The organism is Nonomuraea sp. NPDC050451, from assembly GCF_044458585.1.
In genome coordinates, this window is sequence record NZ_JBITHZ010000003.1 from 19,883 (window position 1) to 37,859 (window position 17,977).

Here is a 17,977-nt window from a genome sequence, read left to right on the forward strand (position 1 = left end):
ATACTTTTTCAGACGACAGCGAAGGACACCGAGGCCACTATGGCGGGACAGAAGATCCGCATCCGGCTTAAGGCCTATGACCACGAGGTCATCGACAGCTCGGCCAAGAAGATCGTCGAGACGGTGACGCGGACTGGCGCGAAGGTCGCGGGCCCGGTGCCGCTGCCGACCGAGAAGAACGTGTACTGCGTCATCCGCTCGCCGCACAAGTACAAGGACAGCCGCGAGCACTTCGAGATGCGCACGCACAAGCGGCTGATTGACATCATCGACCCGACCCCCAAGACGGTTGACTCGCTCATGCGGCTCGACCTCCCCGCGGGTGTCGACATTTCGATCAAGCTCTGAGGGAACGCACTGACATGGCTAAGACGATCAAGGGCGTCCTGGGCAAGAAGCTCGGCATGACCCAGGTCTTCGACGCGGACAACCGGCTGGTGCCGGTGACCGTGGTCGAGGCCGGTCCGTGCGTGGTGACCCGCGTCCGCACTGCTGACAAGGACGGCTACTCCGCCATCCAGCTCGGCTTCGGGCAGGTCGACCCCCGGAAGGTCAACAAGCCGCTCGGCGACTACCTGCGTAAGCACGACATCACCCCGCGCCGTTACTTCGCGGAGATCCGCACCGACGACGCGAGCGACTACAACCTGGGCCAGGAGCTGCTGGCCGACACCTTCGAGGCCGGCCAGTTCGTCGACGTGACGGGCAAGAGCAAGGGCAAGGGCTTCGCCGGTGTCATGAAGCGGCACGGCTTCGGTGGTCTGGGCGCGTCGCACGGTACGCAGCGCAAGCACCGTTCGCCGGGTTCCATCGGTGGCTGCGCCACCCCGGGCCGCGTTTTCAAGGGTCTGCGCATGGCTGGTCGGATGGGTAACGTCCGCACCACCGTGCAGAGCCTCAAGGTTCACTCCGTGGACGCCGAGAAGGGCCTCATCCTGATCAAGGGTGCGATCCCCGGCGCCAACGGAAGCCTGGTCCTCGTTCGCACCTCTGCCAAGAAGGGGGCTGCCAAGTGAGCACCACTATTGACGTCCTCGACGCCAGCGGCGCGAAGGCCGGCACCGTCGACCTGCCCGAGAACATCTTCGGCGCCAAGGTCAACGTGCCGCTGATCCACCAGGTGGTCGTGGCCCAGCTCGCCGCTCGCCGGCAGGGCACCCACAAGGCCAAGACCCGCGGTGAGGTCTCCGGCGGCGGCAAGAAGCCGTACCGGCAGAAGGGCACCGGCCGCGCCCGTCAGGGCTCGACCCGTGCGCCGCAGTTCACCGGCGGTGGCACCGTCCACGGCCCCGTGCCGCGCGACTACTCGCAGCGCACGCCCAAGAAGATGAAGGCCGCCGCCCTGCGTGGCGCCCTCTCCGACCGGGCCGGCGGCGGCCGCGTCCACGTGGTCAGCTCGCTGGTCGCGGGTGAGACGCCCAAGACCAAGGCCGCCCTCGAGGCGCTGCGCAAGATCACCCAGGCTCCGCGCGTCCTCGTCGTGGTCGACGAGGCCGACGAGCTGACCTGGCTGAGCCTGCGTAACGCTCCCGAGGTCCACCTGCTGGACGCGGGGCAGCTCAACACGTACGACGTGCTCGTGGCGGACGACGTGGTCTTCACGCAGGAGGCGTATGACCAGGTCGTCGCTCGCCTGAGCGACAGCGGGAAGGAAGAGGCCTGATGGAGAAGATCGCCGACCCGCGCGACATCATCATCAAGCCGGTCGTCTCTGAGAAGAGCTACGGCCTGATCGATGAGAACAACAAGTACACGTTCCTGGTGAAGAAGACCGCGAACAAGACCCAGGTCAAGATCGCCGTCGAGCAGATCTTCGGGGTCAAGGTCACCAGCGTGAACACGATCAACCGGCAGGGCAAGCGCAAGCGCACCCGTACCGGTTTCGGCAAGCGTCCCGACACCAAGCGCGCGATCGTGAGCCTGGTCGAGGGCGATCGGATCGACATCTTCGGTCAGATCGGCTAGCAGCGCCATAGAAGTGAGTGCGGGCCACACGGCCTGTGCGGGGCTGAGACCGTCGCGCTTTCGCGCGGCGGGCTCACCCATGTAACCGACGAAGGATGAACGAAAAAGATGGGCATCCGTAAGTACAAGCCGACGACTCCGGGTCGCCGCGGGTCGAGTGTCTCGGACTTCTCCGAGATCACCCGCAGCACGCCCGAGAAGTCGCTGCTTGCGCCCCTTCACAGCAAGGGCGGCCGTAACGTACACGGCCGGGTCACCGCCCGCCACCAGGGCGGCGGTCACAAGCGCGCCTACCGGATCATCGACTTCCGTAGGCATGACAAGGACGGCATTCCGGCCAAGGTCGCTCACATCGAGTACGACCCCAACCGCACCGCCAACATCGCTCTGCTCCACTACGCCGACGGTGAGAAGCGCTACATCATCGCGCCGACCGGCATCAAGCAGGGCGACCGTATCGAGAACGGCCCCGCTGCCGACATCAAGCCGGGCAACTGCCTGCCGCTGCGCAACATCCCGACCGGTACCTTCATCCACGCGGTGGAGCTCCGTCCGGGCGGCGGCGCCAAGCTCGGCCGTTCCGCGGGCGCCCAGATCCAGCTGCTCGCCAAGGAAGGCCAGTACGCCACCCTGCGTATGCCGTCCGGCGAAATGCGCATGGTCGACGTGCGCTGCCGGGCGACGGTGGGCCAGGTCGGCAACGCCGAGCAGGCCAACATCAACTGGGGCAAGGCCGGCCGTATGCGGTGGAAGGGCAAGCGCCCCACCGTCCGCGGTGTCGCGATGAACCCCGTCGACCACCCGCACGGTGGTGGTGAGGGCAAGACCTCCGGTGGTCGCCACCCGGTGAACCCGAAGGGTAAGCCCGAGGGGCGCACCCGCCAGGCCAACAAGGCCAGCGACCGACTGATCATCCGTCGTCGGAGCAAGAGGAAGAAGCGGTAGGAGCAGCCGAAATGCCACGTAGCCTTAAGAAGGGTCCCTTCGTGGACGGTCACCTTCAGAAGAAGGTCGACGTCCAGAACGAGAAGGGCACCAAGAACGTCATCAAGACGTGGTCGCGGCGCTCCATGATCGTTCCCGACATGCTCGGGCACACGATCGCCGTGCACGACGGCCGCAAGCACGTCCCGGTCTTCGTCACCGAGTCGATGATCGGCCACAAGCTTGGAGAGTTCGCCCCCACGCGGACCTTCCGCAGCCACGTCAAGGAAGACCGCCGCAGCCGGCGGTAAGCGTCCCGGAAGTAGGAGAAAGCGATGGAAGCCAGGGCTCAGGCGCGGTTCGTCCGTGTCACGCCCCAGAAGGCCCGCCGTGTGGTGGACCTCATTCGCGGGCTGCCCGCTTCGGAGGCGCAGGCCGTGCTGCAGTTCGCTCCCCAGTCGGCGAGCGAGCCGATCTACAAGGTGCTCAGCAGCGCTATGGCGAACGCTGAGCACAACTTCGACCTCGACCCGCAGACGCTCGTCGTCAGCCGGGCGTGGGTCGACGAGGGCCCGACGCTGAAGCGGTTCCGCCCGCGTGCACAGGGTCGTGCCTATCGGATCAACAAGCGGACGAGCCACATCACTGTGATCGTGGAGTCCCGCGAGCCGAAGGGAAGGACCCGATAGTGGGCCAGAAGGTTAACCCGCACGGGTTCCGCCTCGGCATCACGACCGACTTCAAGAGCCGGTGGTACGCCGACAAGCTGTACAAGTCGTACGTCGCCGAGGACGTGGCGATCCGCCGCATGCTGCAGAAGGGCATGGAGCGGGCCGGCATCTCCAAGGTCGAGATCGAGCGCACGACGGACCGCGTGCAGGTGGACATCCACACCGCGCGTCCCGGCATCGTGATCGGCCGCCGCGGCGCCGAGGCGGACCGTATCCGTGGCGACCTGGAGAAGCTGACCAAGAAGCAGGTCCAGCTCAACATCCTCGAGGTCAAGAACCCGGAGATCGACGCGCAGCTCGTCGCGCAGGGCGTGGCCGAGCAGCTGTCCAGCCGTGTCTCGTTCCGCCGCGCCATGCGCAAGGCGATGCAGTCGGCCATGAAGTCCGGCGCCAAGGGCATCCGTGTCCAGTGCTCCGGTCGTCTGGGCGGCGCCGAGATGTCGCGGTCGGAGTTCTACCGCGAGGGCCGCGTGCCGCTGCACACCCTCCGCGCGGACATCGACTACGGCTTCTACGAGGCCCGCACGACCTTCGGCCGCATCGGCGTGAAGGTCTGGATCTACAAGGGCGAGGCTCCGACCAGCCGCGCCGAGCGCGAGGCGGCTGCCGCCGGCGCTCGCGCCGGTCAGCGTCGCGAGCGTGACGACCGTCGTGGTGGCGGCGGCGACCGTCCGCGTCGTGGTGGCGGCGACCGCCCCCGTCGTGGCGGCGGCCGTGGCGACCGCGCCCCCCGCACTGAGGCGGCCTCGCAGGCCGCCCCCGAGACCGGCCCGGCTGCGCAGCCGGGTGCTGAAGGGAGCTGACCATGCTGATCCCGCGCAGGGTCAAGCACCGCAAGCAGCACCGGCCTGACCGCAGCGGAGCCGCCAAGGGCGGCACCAGGGTCACGTTCGGCGAGTTCGGCATCCAGGCGGTTGAGCACTCCTACGTGACCAACCGTCAGATCGAGTCGGCCCGTATCGCCATGACCCGTCACATCCGCCGTGGCGGCAAGGTGTGGATCAACATCTACCCCGACCGTCCGCTCACCAAGAAGCCTGCCGAGACCCGCATGGGTTCCGGTAAGGGTTCGCCGGAGTGGTGGATCGCCAACGTCAAGCCCGGACGCGTGATGTTCGAGCTGTCCGGCGTGGCGGAGCCGATCGCTCGCGAAGCGCTTCAGCGTGCGATCCACAAGCTGCCGATGAAGTGCAAGATCGTTAAGCGTGAAGTGGGTGAGGCGTGATGGCTAAGGGCCTGACCGCCGGCGAGCTGCGGCTCGAGGACGAGGACACCCTCGTCCAGAAGCTGAAGGAGGCGAAGGAGGAGCTGTTCAACCTCCGCTTCCAGGCGGCGACCGGTCAGTTGGAGAGCCACGGGCGGCTGCGCGCCGTCCGCCGCGAGATCGCCCGTATCTACACCGTGATGCGCGAGCGCGAGCTGGGCATCGTCACGGTCGAGAAGGAGACGAGCGATGGCTGAGACCGAGACCACTGAGACGAACGAGCAGCGGAACTTCCGCAAGGTCCGCGAGGGCCTCGTGGTGAGCGACAAGATGGACAAGACCGTCGTCGTCGCCGTCGAGGACCGCGTCAAGCACCGTCTGTACGGCAAGGTCATCCGCCGTACGACCAAGTACAAGGCACACGACGAGGCCAACGCCTGCGGCGTCGGCGACCGCGTGCTGCTCATGGAGACCCGCCCCCTCTCCGCCACCAAGCGGTGGAGGGTCGTGGAGATCCTCGAGAAGGCCAAGTAACACCCACCTTCTCGACATATACCGCGCCTCGTGGGGGCTCTGAGAGCCCCCATGACGGCGTCCAAGGACGCGGGGCCACATGTGGTCTCGCGTCGCCTGCGGTGCGGCGCCTACGGGCGTTGTGGCCGTGGGAACAAGACAACGACGGTTCCGCCAGGCTCAGAAATGAGAACCGGCGCGACTAACAGGAGTTCAACGTGATCCAGCAGGAGTCGCGGCTCAAGGTCGCCGACAACACGGGGGCGAAGGAAATCCTTTGCATCCGTGTGCTCGGTGGCTCGGGCCGACGCTACGCCGGTATCGGCGACATCATCGTCGCCACTGTCAAGGACGCGCTGCCGGGCAGCACGGGCGTCAAGAAGGGCGACGTGGTCAAGGCCGTCATCGTCCGCACGGTCAAGGAGCGCCGCCGGCCCGACGGCTCCTACATCCGCTTCGACGAGAACGCCGCCGTCATCATCAAGGACAGCGGCGACCCTCGTGGCACTCGTATCTTCGGCCCGGTCGGCCGCGAGCTGCGCGACAAGAAGTTCATGCGCATCATCTCGCTCGCCCCGGAGGTGCTGTAATGCCGAAGCTGCATGTGAAGAAGGGTGACCTGGTCCAGGTCATCGCCGGCAAGGACAAGGGTGCCAAGGGTCACGTCATCGCCACGCTCCCGCACGAGGACCGTGTGGTGGTCGAGGGCGTCAACATGATCAAGAAGCACTCCAAGGAGACCCACCAGGGTCCGCGCGGCGCCAAGACCGGCGGCGTGCAGACCATGGAGGGCCCCATCCACGTCTCGAACGTGAAGAAGCTCAAGGACGAGAAGCCCGCCGAGAAGAAGGCCGACGAGAAGAAGGCCGACGAGACGGGTGAGGACAGCTGATGACTGCCACGACCACTGAGACCGAGCGCCCGACGCCGCGACTCAAGACGAAGTACCGCGAGGAGATCGCGGCCCAGCTTCGCGAGCAGTTCGGCATCGAGAACGTCATGCAGATCCCGGCCCTGACCAAGATCAAGGTCAACATGGGCGTCGGCGAGGCGGCTCGCGACTCGAAGCTCATCGAGGGCGCCGTCCGCGACCTCACCGTGATCACCGGCCAGAAGCCGGCCGTCGTCCGGGCGCGCAAGTCCATCGCCCAGTTCAAGCTGCGTGAGGGCATGCCGATCGGTGCCCACGTCACGCTGCGCGGCGACCGCATGTGGGAGTTCCTCGACCGGCTGCTGGCGCTGGCCCTGCCTCGTATCCGGGACTTCCGCGGCCTGTCGCCCAAGCAGTTCGACGGCAACGGCAACTACACGTTCGGTCTGACCGAGCAGGTCATGTTCCACGAGGTCGACCAGGACAAGGTCGACCGGCCGCGGGGCATGGACATCACGATCGTGACCACGGCGAAGAACGACGACCAGGGCCGGGCGCTGCTGAAGCTCCTCGGCTTCCCGTTCAAGGAGGCCTGATCCAATGGCGAAGAAGTCGCTGATCGCCAAGGCGGGGCGCAAGCAGAAGTTCGAGGTCCGGGCGTACACCCGTTGCTCGCGTTGCGGCCGGCCGCGCGCCGTCTACCGCAAGTTCGGGCTCTGCCGCGTGTGCTTCCGCGAGATGGCGCACCGGGGCGAGCTGCCCGGCATCACCAAGTCGAGCTGGTAGATAACCTTAGGGGCGGCCTCGTGCCGCCCCTGGGTGATCATATTTTCAGAAGAAGACCCGGGCGCTCCCAAGGAGCGTCCATGACCGCGCCGAAGGTCCACCGGCAGAGCGCTGCTTGGCCGACTGGAAACCGCGGCGAGGAAGGCCACTGGCCATGACGATGACCGACCCGATCGCAGACATGCTCACACGTCTGCGTAACGCGAATTCGGCGTACCACGACAGCGTGACGATGCCGTACTCGAAGATCAAGGCGCACATCGCCGAGATCCTCCAGCAGGAGGGTTACATCCAGTCCTGGAGCGTCGAAGACGCCAAGGTTGGCAAGAACCTCGTGGTGGAGCTCAAGTTCGGGCCTACCCGTGAGCGGTCGCTCGCGGGCCTGCGCCGGGTTTCCAAGCCCGGTCTGCGGGTTTATGCAAAGAAGGACAACCTGCCTCGAGTCCTGGGCGGGCTGGGCGTCGCGATCATCTCGACGTCCGCCGGTCTCATGACCGACAAGCAGGCCGGCAAGCGTGGCGTGGGCGGCGAAGTCCTCGCCTACGTCTGGTAGAGGGGAGGAACACAGCATGTCGAGAATCGGACGGCTGCCCATCCCTGTGCCCAGCGGCGTAGACATCACGATCGCCGGCCAGGATGTCCAGGTCAAGGGCCCGAAGGGCACGCTCAGTCACAAGGTCGCCGAGCCCATCACGGTCGCTCGCGACGAGGACGGCGCCATCGCCGTCTCCCGGCCCAACGACGAGAACAAGGTCCGTGCGCTGCACGGCCTGTCCCGGACGCTGATCGCCAACATGGTGCAGGGCGTCACCCAGGGTTACTCCAAGTCCCTGGAGATCGTCGGCGTCGGTTACCGCGTCGCGGCCAAGGGCCCGACGCAGCTGGAGTTCTCGCTGGGCTTCAGTCACCCGGTCATCGTGGACGCCCCCGAGGGCGTCACCTTCCGCGTCGAGAAGCCGACCCTGTTCCACGTGGACGGCATCGACAAGCAGAAGGTCGGCGAGGTCGCGGCCAACATCCGCAAGCTGCGCAAGCCTGACCCGTACAAGGGCAAGGGCGTGCGCTACCAGGGCGAACAGATCCGCCGCAAGGTCGGAAAGGCTGGTAAGTAGGCATGGCTCCGAAGACTGCGTTCAGCAAGCACACGGCTGCCCGCACCGTCTCGCGGGCCCGCCGTCACCGCCGCGTCCGCAAGTTCGTCGTCGGTACGGCCGAGCGTCCGCGCCTGGTCGTCAACCGCTCGACGCGTCACATGTTCGTCCAGATCGTGGACGACTCCGTCGGCCACACGCTGGTGAGCGCGTCCACCATGGACGTCTCGCTGCGCTCGCTGGAGGCGGACAAGACCGAGAAGGCGAAGAAGGTCGGCGAGCTCCTCGCTCAGCGGGCCAAGGAAGCCGGGATCACCAAGGTCGTCTTCGACCGCGGTGGCAACCGCTACGCCGGCCGCATCGCGGCTCTGGCGGACAGCGCCCGCGAAGGCGGGCTCGAATTCTGATGGCAACTGAGAAGAGGAACCACTGATGGCTGCAGCTCCGCGTCGCGGTGGCGGCACCGGTGGCGAGCGGCGGGACCGTCGTGACGATCGCCGCGGTGGCGCCGCCGACAAGGGCGTCTCGTACATCGAGCGCGTAGTGAAGATCAACCGAGTGGCCAAGGTCGTGAAGGGTGGTCGTCGCTTCAGCTTCACCGCCCTCGTCGTCGTCGGTGACGGCAACGGCCTGGTCGGCGTCGGCTACGGCAAGGCCAAGGAAGTGCCCGCGGCCATCGCCAAGGGCGTCGAAGAGGCGAAGAAGCACTTCTTCAAGGTGCCTCGGATCCAGGGCACCATCCCGCACACCGTGCAGGGCGAGGAGGCGGCCGGTGTCGTCTTCCTGCGTCCGGCCTCGGCCGGTACCGGCGTCATCGCCGGCGGTCCGGTGCGCGCGGTGCTGGAGTGCGCCGGCATCCACGACGTGCTGTCGAAGTCGCTCGGCTCCGACAACCCGATCAACATCGTGCACGCCACCGTGGCGGCTCTGAAGGGCCTCTCGCGGCCCGAGGAGATCGCCGCCCGCCGTGGCCTGCCGATCGAGGACGTCGCTCCGGCCCGCATGCTGAAGGCTCAGCGTGAGGGTCTCGCCGAGGCGGCGGCCGCGAAGGCGGTGAGCTAGTCATGGCACGCCTGAAGATCACTCAGGTTCGCTCGAAGATCGGTGGCAAGCAGAACCAGCGTGACTCGCTGCGTTCGCTTGGCCTGAAGCGAATCGGCGACGTCGTCGTCAAGGAGGACCGGCCCGAGATTCGCGGGATGGTCTCCGTGGTGACGCACCTCGTCGAGGTGGAAGAGGTCGACTAGTCATGACTGACAAGGCTCCGCTCAAGATTCACGACCTGCGTCCCGCCCCCGGCGCCAACAAGGCCAAGATCCGCAAGGGTCGCGGCGAGGCGTCGAAGGGCAAGACCGCCGGTCGCGGCACCAAGGGCAGCCACGCCCGTACGACGGTCCCCCTCGGCTTCGAGGGTGGCCAGGTGCCGCTGCAGAGGCGTCTGCCGAAGCTCAAGGGCTTCTCCAACGCGCTGTTCAAGACGACCTACCAGGTCGTCAACCTGGACAAGCTCGGCGAGCTGTTCCCCGAGGGTGGCGAGGTCACCGTCGAGGCGCTGGTCGCGAAGGGTGCTGTCCGCAAGAACCAGCTCGTGAAGGTGCTCGGCACCGGCGAGATCTCTGTCACGGTGAACGTTCAGGCTCACGCCTTCTCGTCCACCGCGAAGGAGAAGATCGCCGCTGCGGGTGGTTCCGTTACCGAGCTGTAAGAGCTATTACGAGGCGTGGGGGCTTTGACAAATGCCCCCACGCCCGTAGTGCGTTAGAGTTCGCGAGACGGCAGGCTTCTGACCGACTCGTTTGACCTAAGACAGACATGGCAGATCCCCGCACCATCGCATACTCACACCGCCGTAAAGGCGCGCAGGAGGGACCGTGCTGACCGCGTTTACCCGGGCGTTCCGGACACCGGACCTGCGCAAGAAGTTGCTCTTCACCCTGGGCATCATCGCGCTATTCCGTCTCGGCTCGGTTCTTCCGACTCCGGGAGTTCACGTCCAGAACCTCGCGGCCTGTTTCGATCAGGCCCGTCAGGGAGCCGCCGGCAACATCTACGGGATGGTGCAGCTGTTCAGCGGTGGTGCGCTCCTGAAGCTTTCGGTGTTCGCGCTGGGCATCATGCCGTACATCACCGCGAGCATCATTCTCCAGCTGCTGGTCGTCGTCATTCCGCGACTCGAGGCGCTGAAGAAGGAAGGACAGGCCGGTCAGACCAAGATCACGCAGTATACGCGTTATCTGACCATCGGGCTCGCCGTCCTCCAGTCGACCGCTTTCATCGCGCTGGCCCGCACCGGGCAGCTTTTCCCGAACTGCCAGCAGGACGTGCTGCTCGACCCCGACAACATCTTCCAGATCGTGACGATGGTGGTCATCATGACCGCCGGTACGTCGGTGATCATGTGGCTCGGTGAGCTCATCACCGACCGCGGCGTCGGCAACGGCATGTCCATCCTGATCTTCACGCAGGTCGTCGCGGTCTTCCCGTCCGAGCTGGCCAACATCTTCCAGGCGAACAAGTTCACCTTCTCGGTCGTCATGGTCGTCGGTGTCTTCATGATCGCCGCGGTGGTGTTCGTCGAGCAGGCCCAGCGCCGCATCCCGGTGCAGTACGCCAAGCGGATGGTCGGGCGCAGAATGTACGGCGGCACGTCCACCTACATTCCGCTGAAGGTCAACCAGGCCGGCATCATCCCGGTCATCTTCGCGTCCTCGCTGCTCTACCTGCCGCAGCTGCTGACGTCGCTCTTCCAGACCACGGACAACGCGTTCATCCGCTGGGTCTCGCAGAACCTGGCCACGGGCGACACGCCGATCTACATGGCCACGTTCTTCCTGCTGATCATCTTCTTCACGTACTTCTACGTGTCCATTACGTTCAACCCCACTGAAGTCGCCGACAACATGAAGAAGTACGGTGGTTTCATTCCGGGCATCCGTCCTGGCAGGCCGACGGCTGAATACCTGAACTTCGTGCTCACTCGTCTGACCGCGCCGGGCTCGCTCTATCTGGGTCTCATCTCCATGGTCCCGATCGTCGCGCTGGCGGTGTCCGGTGCGAGCCAGAACTTCCCGTTCGGAGGGACGAGCATTCTGATCATGGTAGGCGTCGGCCTGGACACTGTTAAGCAGATCGAGAGCCAGCTCCAGCAGCGTAACTACGAAGGTTTCCTGCGGTAGTGCGTCTCGTTCTGGTCGGGCCCCCCGGAGCGGGTAAGGGGACACAGGCCCAGTACATCGCATCGAACCTGTCCATCCCGAAGATCTCGACAGGTGACATCTTCCGTGCCAACGTCTCGGGGGGCACGGATCTTGGCAAGCTGGCCAAGACGTACATGGACCGTGGTGATCTGGTGCCCGACGAGGTCACCATCGCCATGGTCCGTGACCGTCTGTCCGAGGACGACGCGCAGGACGGGTTCCTGCTCGACGGCTTCCCGAGGAACGTCGCACAGGCGGAGATCCTGCGCGACATGCTCAAGGACTGGGGCCAGGCGCTCGACCTCGTACTCGAGCTCGTCGTCGACGACGACGAGGTGGTCAGGCGGCTGGCCGGCCGGCGCACCTGCAGCCAGTGCGGCCGCATCTGGCACGTCGAGTTCGACGACAAGAAGGACGACAAATGCGACGCGTGCGGGGGCGCGCTCTTCCAGCGTGACGACGACAAGGAGGAGACCGTCAGGCACCGCCTGGAGGTCTACCAGGAGCAGACGGCGCCGCTGGTCTCCTACTACGCCGACGAGGGCATTCTCGTGGGGGTCGACGCCACGGGTCCGGTCGAGGAGGTCACCCAGCGGGCCATGGAGGCGATCCGCCCGTTCATGGGATAGCTCCAGTTACGAGCGATTTGCGGAGGTGGCACGGGTTTCCGTGCCACCTCGCGGCTATTGTGGGGGGAATTGGGCCCCCATTGTGGCCCGTTGAGACCCAGGGGGGCAGAAGATGTTCAAAAGGAACAGACACGGCATCCAGATCAAGTCGCCGGAGCAGCTGGAGAAGATGCGGGCGGCGGGCCTGGTGGTCGGGCGCACGCTCGACCTGCTGAAGCGCTCGGTCGAGCCCGGCATGACGCCGCTCGACCTCGACGTCATCGCCGAGAAGGCGATCAGGGGCGAGGGCGCGATCCCGTCGTTCAAGGGCTACCAGGGCTTCCCTGCGACGATCTGCGCGTCGGTGAACGACGAGGTGGTGCACGGCATCCCGACCGACGCCAGGAAGCTGCGCGAGGGCGACATCATCTCCATCGACTGCGGCGCGATCCTGGACGGCTGGCACGGCGACTCGGCCGTGACGGTGCCGGTCGGCGAGGTGGACCCGAAGCTGACCGAGCTGATGCGGATCACCGAGGACGCCATGTGGCGCGGCATCGCGGCGCTGCGGGTCGGCCGCCACCTGTCCGACATCGGCTACGAGGTGGAGCGCTACGTCAAGTCGCAGGGCCGCTTCGGCATCCCCCCGGAGTACGGCGGGCACGGCATCGGCACCGAGATGCACATGGACCCGTGGATCGCCAACCACGGCCGGCCCGGCCGGGGCCCGGTGCTGGAAGAGGGCATGTGCCTGGCCATCGAGCCCATGGTGAACCTGGGCACCGAGCGCACCCGCGTGCTGGCCGACGAGTGGACCGTCGTGACGGTCGACGGCAAGCACTCCGCGCACTTCGAGCACAGCGTCGCCGTGACACATAATGGACCTTGGGTGCTGACCGCCCTTGACGGCGGGAAAGAGCGCCTTACCCAACCGCAGAACTGACCCCCGGGAGTGGGTGGGATGGCGAACAGCCCCGAGATGCGAGCCTCCGACGCCGACCGCGACCGCGTCGCCGCCATCCTCCGCGAGCACACCGCGCAGGGTCGCATCACGATGGACGAGTTCAACGAGCGGCTCGAGCAGCTCTACCAGAGCAGGACGTACGGAGAGCTGGCCAAGCTGACGGTCGACCTGCCCGACGTGGACCTGCGCAACCGGCCCGCCACGGTGCCACAGAGCCCCGCACGGCGCACCGGCATGCATCCCGGCATGCGGGCGGCCTGGGGCGCCTGGGCGTCGGCCAGCGGCATCAACTGGGTGATCTGGCTGATCGTGAGCATCACGTCGGAGCATCTGATCTACCCCTGGCCGCTGTGGGTCATGGGCCCGTGGGGCGTGATCCTGCTGGTCAGCACCGTCTTCGGCAACCCGCCGCCCGACAAGTCCAAGAAGTCCAAGAAGCACAAGTAGGGCTGTGTGCACTAGTGCACTGTGTGCATTCGTGCGCAGTACGGATATGTCTGGATTCCTAACGTGAGCTGTGTCGGGAAGCACGACTCACGGAGGAACCGAAATGCGCAAGATCCTTGCGGCCACCGCCCTCGCCGGCTCGATCGCCCTCACCGGGCTCGCCGTCGCCCCCGCCGCCCAGGCGGCCACCACCACCCAGTCGACGGTCACGTCGATCAGCAGCTGGGGCAAGTACTACTCCGCCAACCACAAGGCCTACACCTACGGCAAGACCTGGAAGCAGAACGGCAAGGTCTACACCCACTGGTACGGCAAGGAGTTCACCCCGAAGAAGGGGTACGTGTGGTTCAAGTACTACTCCGGCGGCAGCTGGCACAAGTTCGTCCAGGGCTGGGACGGCTCGTACCAGGCGACCTGGTCGAAGTTCGGCATCAAGAAGCTGTACACCTACACCTGCTGGGGCGGCCCGTCCAAGTACTGCGGCCCCGCGCACCGCATCTACTAGGACCTCACCCACTGGAACAGGGCCCGCCGGGATCTCTCCCTCGGCGGGCCTTCCGCTTTTCCGGGTGGGCCTGAGGGCCGGTGAACGTGGGGTAGACTCTTCCATGGTTGTGTCAGGACACCTGACACGCGTTTCGCGTTTTAGGCTCAGGTGTCGTACACTCCTTAGTCGGCTCACTATGACTTTCACGCGTCGGCGGCCTTGCTGGTCGCCGCTCTCTTCGAAGCGTGAGGTCGCGGCTGCTTAGTGAACCGGAGCCTCAGACGATCGATCAGTGAAACGCGAGGAATCTTGGCCAAGAAAGACGGCGCCATCGAGATCGAGGGCACTGTGGTCGAGTCGCTCCCGAACGCCATGTTCCGGGTGCAGCTCGACAACGGCCATAAGGTCCTGGCCCATATCAGCGGGCGGATGCGGATGCACTACATCCGGATTCTGCCGGACGACCGGGTAGTCGTTGAACTGAGCCCCTACGACCTGAGTCGTGGGCGGATCGTCTACCGATACAAGTAAGACGTCTGAGGAATCACGAAGGACAATGAAGGTAAAGCCGAGCGTCAAGAAGATCTGCGACAAGTGCAAGGTTATCCGCCGGCACGGTCGCGTCATGGTGATCTGCGACAACCTGCGCCACAAGCAGCGCCAGGGTTAGTCGCCGCAAGGCTCCCCGAGTCCGCCCCGATTGAGGGAGCGGGCTCGACGCATGAGGAGCCTGAGTCAGTAATCGCGTCTCACACTTGAGCAGGCGGGCCCTTTTCGAAAGGCCCGAACCACTCGGGAGACCCCCGGTCGGAGGCCGGGGCCCTCACCCCGGGCATTGGGGAGGGGTAGTGCGGCGCAAGACCTCCGCCACAAAGAAGGAGAATGCCCGACCATGGCTCGCCTGGTTGGCGTCGACCTCCCCCGCGAGAAGCGGCTGGAGATCGCTCTCACCTACATCTACGGAATCGGCCGCACCCGCGCCCAGGAGATCCTCCAGGCCACCGGTGTCAGCGGCGACCTCCGCGTGCACCAGCTCTCCGACACCGAGCTCGTCCCGATGCGTGACTACATCGAGGCGAACTTCAAGATCGAGGGTGACCTGCGCCGCGAGGTCCAGGCCGACATTCGTCGCAAGATCGAAATCGGTTGCTACCAGGGCATCCGGCACCGCAAGGGCCTGCCCGTCCACGGCCAGCGCACGCAGACCAACGCGCGCACCCGCAAGGGCAAGAAGAAGACCGTGGCCGGCAAGAAGAAGCCCGGTAAGAAGTAGTCCACAGCCGCGGACCGAAGACCTCAGGAGTAATGGCAAACAATGCCTCCTAAGAGCCGCCAGGGCGCCCCGAAGAAGGTGCGCCGCAAGGAAAAGAAGAACGTCGCTCACGGGCACGCCCACATCAAGAGCACGTTCAACAACACGATCGTCTCGATCACGGACCCCAACGGGAACGTGATCTCCTGGGCCAGCGCCGGCCACGTGGGTTTCAAGGGCTCCCGTAAGTCCACCCCGTTCGCCGCGCAGATGGCCGCGGAGAACGCCGCTCGCCGCGCCATGGAGCACGGCATGCGCAAGGTGGACGTCTTCGTCAAGGGTCCCGGCTCCGGCCGTGAGACCGCGATCCGCTCGCTCCAGGCCACCGGCCTCGAGGTGGGCTCGATCCAGGACGTCACCCCGGTCCCGCACAACGGTTGCCGGCCGCCGAAGCGCCGCCGCGTCTGAACAAGCCCAGGAGATATTGAGAAATGGCTCGTTACACGGGCGCCGACTGCAAGCTCTGCCGTCGCGAGAAGACCAAGCTCTTCCTCAAGGGCAGCAAGTGCGAGTCTGCCAAGTGCCCCATCGAGATCCGTCCTTACCCGCCGGGTGAGCACGGCCGCGGACGTCCCAAGGAGTCCGAGTACCAGCTTCAGCTTCGTGAGAAGCAGAAGACCCGCCGCATCTACGGCGTCCTCGAGAAGCAGTTCCACAACTACTACGAGGAAGCCACCCGCAAGACCGGCAAGACCGGTGAGGCGCTGCTCCAGATCCTGGAGAGCCGTCTCGACAACGTCGTCTACCGCGCCGGGTTCGCCCAGTCGCGCGACGCCGCCCGCCAGCAGGTGCGCCACGGCCACATCCTGGTGAACGGCAAGAAGGTCGACATCCCGTCCTACCGCATTCGCGAGCACGACATCATCGAGGTCCGCGAGAACAAGCGCAACCTTCTGCCCTACGAGGTCGCCCGGGCGACCGCGGGCGAGCGCACCGTTCCCGCGTGGCTCGGCGTCGTGCCCGAGAGGCTCCGCGTCCTGGTTCACCAGCTGCCGGTTCGCCAGCAGATCGACACCCAGGTCCAGGAGCAGCTCATCGTCGAGTACTACTCGAAGTGAGCCTGAGTTGAGGTGCGGGTCTCCGCACCTCAACTACGCTGTTTATCGGAGTGGCGTCATATAGCGGGCGCCACACGAAAAAGGGGAGACCCCACATGCTGATCGCTCAGCGCCCGACTCTTCTCGAAGAGTCGATCGACGACACCCGGTCCCGGTTCGTCATCGAGCCGCTGGAGCCGGGCTTCGGCTACACCATCGGCAACTCGCTCCGCCGCACGCTGCTGTCGTCCATTCCGGGCGCGGCCGTGACGAGCATCCGGATCGAGGGCGTCCTGCACGAGTTCTCGACCGTTCCCGGGGTCAAGGAAGACGTCACCGACATCATCCTCAACCTCAAGGAGCTGGTCGTCTCCTCGGAGCACGACGAGCCGGTCGTGATGTACCTGCGCAAGCAGGGCCCGGGTGAGGTCACCGCCGCCGACATCGCGCCGCCGGCCGGTGTCGAGGTGCACAACCCCGAGCTGCGCATCGCCACGCTCAACGGCAAGGCGAAGCTGGAGATGGAGCTGACCGTCGAGCGCGGTCGCGGCTACGTCTCCGCCGCCCAGAACAAGCAGCCGGGCCAGGAGATCGGTCGCATCCCGATCGACTCGATCTACTCCCCGGTGCTCAAGGTCACCTACAAGGTCGAGGCGACCCGAGTCGAGCAGCGCACCGACTTCGACCGGCTCATCCTCGACGTCGAGACCAAGCCGGCCATGAAGCCCCGCGACGCGGTGGCATCCGCCGGTAAGACCCTCGTCGAGCTCTTCGGCCTGGCCCGCGAGCTCAACGTCGAGGCCGAGGGCATCGACATCGGCCCGTCGCCGACCGACGCCGCCCTGGCCGCCGACCTGGCGCTGCCGATCGAGGAGCTCAACCTCACCGTTCGCTCCTACAACTGCCTCAAGCGCGAGGGCATCCACACCGTGGGCGAGCTCGTCGCGCGCAGCGAGCAGGACCTGCTGGACATCCGCAACTTCGGCGCCAAGTCGATCGAAGAGGTCAAGCAGAAGCTGCACGAGATGTCGCTGGCGCTCAAGGACTCCCCGCCCGGGTTCGACCCGAGCGCGGTGGCCGGTGGCGGCTACGACGACGACGACAGCGCTTACGTCGAGACCGAGCAGTACTGACACTTCCGCGGTCCCCGCGCGTCCCTCGTGGAGGCGCGGGGAAGCTGAACGTAACGGCGTCGCGCGTACGCGGCGCCGGCCCGACTCCGGTACCTGGTACGGCCGGGGCGGGTTAACCACAAGGAGAATGAAATGCCCAAGCCCACCAAGGGTGCACGTCTTGGCGGCAGCCCGGCGCACGAGCGGCTGATCCTGGCCAACCTGGCCACCGATCTGTTCCGCCACGGCAAGATCCGCACGACGGTCGCCAAGGCCAAGCGCCTGCGCCCGCTGGCGGAGCGCCTGATCACCAAGGCGAAGAAGGGCGACATCCACAACCGTCGCCAGGTCCTGACGGTCGTCAAGGACAAGGGCGTCGTACACCACCTCTTCACCGAGATCGCGACGACGTTCGCCGAGCGTCCCGGTGGCTACACCCGGATCACCAAGGTCGGTCCGCGTAAGGGCGACAACGCCCCGATGGCGGTCATCGAGCTGGTGACCGAGCCGCTGAACGCCGTCACGACCCGCCGCACCGAGGCCCCGGCCGCCGCCGCGGCTCCGGCGCCCGCCGCGGAGGAGACCGAGGCTCCCAAGGCCGAGGAGAGCGAGGCCCCCGAGGCCGCCGCCGAGGAGACCCCCGCCGCTGAGGAGGCCCCGGCCGCCGAGGCTGAGGCGAAGAAGGACGAGGCCTGATCTTTCAGGTCGGACGAGACGGGCCCGGACCC

33 protein-coding genes are annotated in these 17,977 nt (G+C 66.1%); all 33 read left to right on the plus strand.

Features of this window, described 5'->3' with window-relative positions; genetic code table 11:
* Nucleotides 1–39 precede the first annotated feature (39 nt).
* The 33 genes from rpsJ to rplQ all read left to right on the plus strand — a co-directional run bounded on the left by rpsJ (nt 40) and on the right by rplQ (nt 17,945).
* Complete coding sequence (rpsJ, locus tag ACIBI9_RS11295) at nt 40–348, plus strand: 30S ribosomal protein S10 (RefSeq protein ID WP_012887830.1); 309 nt, start codon at nt 40–42, stop codon at nt 346–348.
* 14 nt (nt 349–362) lie between these two features.
* A complete protein-coding gene (gene rplC, locus ACIBI9_RS11300; protein WP_397221868.1) occupies nt 363–1,016 on the plus strand; it encodes a 50S ribosomal protein L3 in 654 nt (217 codons plus the stop codon).
* The gene (gene rplD / locus ACIBI9_RS11305; RefSeq protein ID WP_394493374.1) at nt 1,013–1,663 is read left to right on the plus strand and encodes a 50S ribosomal protein L4; all 651 of its coding nucleotides are present in this window, start codon (nt 1,013–1,015) and stop codon (nt 1,661–1,663) included. The genes rplC and rplD overlap by 4 nt, the downstream gene beginning before the upstream one ends.
* Nucleotides 1,663–1,965, plus strand: a complete 303-nt coding sequence (gene rplW, locus ACIBI9_RS11310) for a 50S ribosomal protein L23 (RefSeq protein ID WP_111180891.1) — start codon at nt 1,663–1,665, stop codon at nt 1,963–1,965. The genes rplD and rplW overlap by 1 nt, the downstream gene beginning before the upstream one ends.
* Before the next feature lie 108 nt (nt 1,966–2,073).
* Entirely contained in the window at nt 2,074–2,910 is an 837-nt protein-coding gene (rplB, locus tag ACIBI9_RS11315) for a 50S ribosomal protein L2 (RefSeq protein ID WP_192789895.1), read from the plus strand.
* A gap of 11 nt (nt 2,911–2,921) precedes the next feature.
* Nucleotides 2,922–3,200: a 30S ribosomal protein S19 gene (gene rpsS / locus ACIBI9_RS11320; RefSeq protein WP_192789896.1), complete on the plus strand. Its 279-nt coding sequence runs from the start codon at nt 2,922–2,924 to the stop codon at nt 3,198–3,200.
* A gap of 24 nt (nt 3,201–3,224) precedes the next feature.
* Complete coding sequence (rplV, locus tag ACIBI9_RS11325; protein ID WP_020542306.1) at nt 3,225–3,578, plus strand: 50S ribosomal protein L22; 354 nt, start codon at nt 3,225–3,227, stop codon at nt 3,576–3,578.
* Nucleotides 3,578–4,423 (plus strand): 30S ribosomal protein S3, encoded by an 846-nt coding sequence (rpsC, locus tag ACIBI9_RS11330; RefSeq protein WP_185070622.1) that lies wholly within the window; start codon nt 3,578–3,580, stop codon nt 4,421–4,423. The genes rplV and rpsC overlap by 1 nt, the downstream gene beginning before the upstream one ends.
* A 2-nt stretch (nt 4,424–4,425) precedes the next feature.
* On the plus strand, nt 4,426–4,845 hold the full coding sequence (gene rplP / locus ACIBI9_RS11335; RefSeq protein WP_185070624.1) for a 50S ribosomal protein L16: 420 nt from the start codon (nt 4,426–4,428) through the stop codon (nt 4,843–4,845).
* A complete protein-coding gene (rpmC, locus tag ACIBI9_RS11340) occupies nt 4,845–5,081 on the plus strand; it encodes a 50S ribosomal protein L29 (protein WP_106253417.1) in 237 nt (78 codons plus the stop codon). The genes rplP and rpmC overlap by 1 nt, the downstream gene beginning before the upstream one ends.
* Entirely contained in the window at nt 5,074–5,358 is a 285-nt protein-coding gene (gene rpsQ / locus ACIBI9_RS11345) for a 30S ribosomal protein S17 (RefSeq protein WP_185070626.1), read from the plus strand. Before rpmC ends, rpsQ begins: the two co-directional genes overlap by 8 nt.
* Before the next feature lie 197 nt (nt 5,359–5,555).
* Nucleotides 5,556–5,927 (plus strand): 50S ribosomal protein L14, encoded by a 372-nt coding sequence (rplN, locus tag ACIBI9_RS11350; RefSeq protein ID WP_106253399.1) that lies wholly within the window; start codon nt 5,556–5,558, stop codon nt 5,925–5,927.
* A gap of 8 nt (nt 5,928–5,935) precedes the next feature.
* A complete protein-coding gene (gene rplX / locus ACIBI9_RS11355; protein WP_225965786.1) occupies nt 5,936–6,229 on the plus strand; it encodes a 50S ribosomal protein L24 in 294 nt (97 codons plus the stop codon).
* The gene (gene rplE, locus ACIBI9_RS11360; RefSeq protein ID WP_106253395.1) at nt 6,229–6,804 is read left to right on the plus strand and encodes a 50S ribosomal protein L5; all 576 of its coding nucleotides are present in this window, start codon (nt 6,229–6,231) and stop codon (nt 6,802–6,804) included. The genes rplX and rplE overlap by 1 nt, the downstream gene beginning before the upstream one ends.
* A gap of 4 nt (nt 6,805–6,808) precedes the next feature.
* A complete protein-coding gene (locus ACIBI9_RS11365; protein ID WP_020542298.1) occupies nt 6,809–6,994 on the plus strand; it encodes a type Z 30S ribosomal protein S14 in 186 nt (61 codons plus the stop codon).
* 154 nt (nt 6,995–7,148) lie between these two features.
* On the plus strand, nt 7,149–7,547 hold the full coding sequence (rpsH, locus tag ACIBI9_RS11370) for a 30S ribosomal protein S8 (protein ID WP_360687295.1): 399 nt from the start codon (nt 7,149–7,151) through the stop codon (nt 7,545–7,547).
* Nucleotides 7,548–7,563: 16 nt separating this feature from the next.
* Nucleotides 7,564–8,106, plus strand: a complete 543-nt coding sequence (gene rplF / locus ACIBI9_RS11375) for a 50S ribosomal protein L6 (RefSeq protein WP_397140978.1) — start codon at nt 7,564–7,566, stop codon at nt 8,104–8,106.
* Between the two features lie 2 nt (nt 8,107–8,108).
* Entirely contained in the window at nt 8,109–8,492 is a 384-nt protein-coding gene (gene rplR, locus ACIBI9_RS11380) for a 50S ribosomal protein L18 (protein WP_397221869.1), read from the plus strand.
* A gap of 25 nt (nt 8,493–8,517) precedes the next feature.
* On the plus strand, nt 8,518–9,147 hold the full coding sequence (gene rpsE, locus ACIBI9_RS11385; RefSeq protein WP_091090115.1) for a 30S ribosomal protein S5: 630 nt from the start codon (nt 8,518–8,520) through the stop codon (nt 9,145–9,147).
* A 2-nt stretch (nt 9,148–9,149) separates the two neighbouring features.
* Nucleotides 9,150–9,332, plus strand: coding sequence for a 50S ribosomal protein L30 (gene rpmD, locus ACIBI9_RS11390; RefSeq protein ID WP_080043226.1), 183 nt, complete (start codon nt 9,150–9,152; stop codon nt 9,330–9,332).
* Between the two features lie 2 nt (nt 9,333–9,334).
* Nucleotides 9,335–9,790 carry a 50S ribosomal protein L15 gene (rplO, locus tag ACIBI9_RS11395; protein ID WP_397221870.1) on the plus strand — a complete coding sequence of 152 codons (456 nt, stop codon included), beginning with the start codon at nt 9,335–9,337 and terminating at the stop codon, nt 9,788–9,790.
* A gap of 166 nt (nt 9,791–9,956) precedes the next feature.
* Entirely contained in the window at nt 9,957–11,261 is a 1,305-nt protein-coding gene (gene secY / locus ACIBI9_RS11400) for a preprotein translocase subunit SecY (protein WP_397221871.1), read from the plus strand.
* On the plus strand, nt 11,261–11,911 hold the full coding sequence (locus ACIBI9_RS11405; RefSeq protein WP_185070637.1) for an adenylate kinase: 651 nt from the start codon (nt 11,261–11,263) through the stop codon (nt 11,909–11,911). The genes secY and ACIBI9_RS11405 overlap by 1 nt, the downstream gene beginning before the upstream one ends.
* 112 nt (nt 11,912–12,023) lie before the next feature.
* Nucleotides 12,024–12,833: a type I methionyl aminopeptidase gene (map, locus tag ACIBI9_RS11410; protein ID WP_397221872.1), complete on the plus strand. Its 810-nt coding sequence runs from the start codon at nt 12,024–12,026 to the stop codon at nt 12,831–12,833.
* 18 nt (nt 12,834–12,851) lie between these two features.
* A complete protein-coding gene (locus tag ACIBI9_RS11415; RefSeq protein WP_397221873.1) occupies nt 12,852–13,301 on the plus strand; it encodes a DUF1707 domain-containing protein in 450 nt (149 codons plus the stop codon).
* A gap of 103 nt (nt 13,302–13,404) precedes the next feature.
* Entirely contained in the window at nt 13,405–13,806 is a 402-nt protein-coding gene (locus tag ACIBI9_RS11420) for a hypothetical protein (RefSeq protein ID WP_397221874.1), read from the plus strand.
* A 291-nt stretch (nt 13,807–14,097) separates the two neighbouring features.
* Nucleotides 14,098–14,319, plus strand: a complete 222-nt coding sequence (infA, locus tag ACIBI9_RS11425) for a translation initiation factor IF-1 (RefSeq protein WP_012887858.1) — start codon at nt 14,098–14,100, stop codon at nt 14,317–14,319.
* A gap of 25 nt (nt 14,320–14,344) precedes the next feature.
* The gene (rpmJ, locus tag ACIBI9_RS11430) at nt 14,345–14,458 is read left to right on the plus strand and encodes a 50S ribosomal protein L36 (RefSeq protein ID WP_003956441.1); all 114 of its coding nucleotides are present in this window, start codon (nt 14,345–14,347) and stop codon (nt 14,456–14,458) included.
* Between the two features lie 222 nt (nt 14,459–14,680).
* Nucleotides 14,681–15,061 (plus strand): 30S ribosomal protein S13, encoded by a 381-nt coding sequence (gene rpsM, locus ACIBI9_RS11435; RefSeq protein ID WP_125644650.1) that lies wholly within the window; start codon nt 14,681–14,683, stop codon nt 15,059–15,061.
* A gap of 42 nt (nt 15,062–15,103) precedes the next feature.
* A complete protein-coding gene (gene rpsK / locus ACIBI9_RS11440; protein ID WP_020542285.1) occupies nt 15,104–15,508 on the plus strand; it encodes a 30S ribosomal protein S11 in 405 nt (134 codons plus the stop codon).
* A gap of 23 nt (nt 15,509–15,531) precedes the next feature.
* Nucleotides 15,532–16,158, plus strand: coding sequence for a 30S ribosomal protein S4 (rpsD, locus tag ACIBI9_RS11445; protein WP_397221875.1), 627 nt, complete (start codon nt 15,532–15,534; stop codon nt 16,156–16,158).
* A gap of 95 nt (nt 16,159–16,253) precedes the next feature.
* A complete protein-coding gene (locus ACIBI9_RS11450) occupies nt 16,254–17,270 on the plus strand; it encodes a DNA-directed RNA polymerase subunit alpha (RefSeq protein ID WP_103960866.1) in 1,017 nt (338 codons plus the stop codon).
* Between the two features lie 132 nt (nt 17,271–17,402).
* Nucleotides 17,403–17,945 (plus strand): 50S ribosomal protein L17, encoded by a 543-nt coding sequence (gene rplQ / locus ACIBI9_RS11455; protein ID WP_397221876.1) that lies wholly within the window; start codon nt 17,403–17,405, stop codon nt 17,943–17,945.
* Nucleotides 17,946–17,977: the final 32 nt, after the last annotated feature.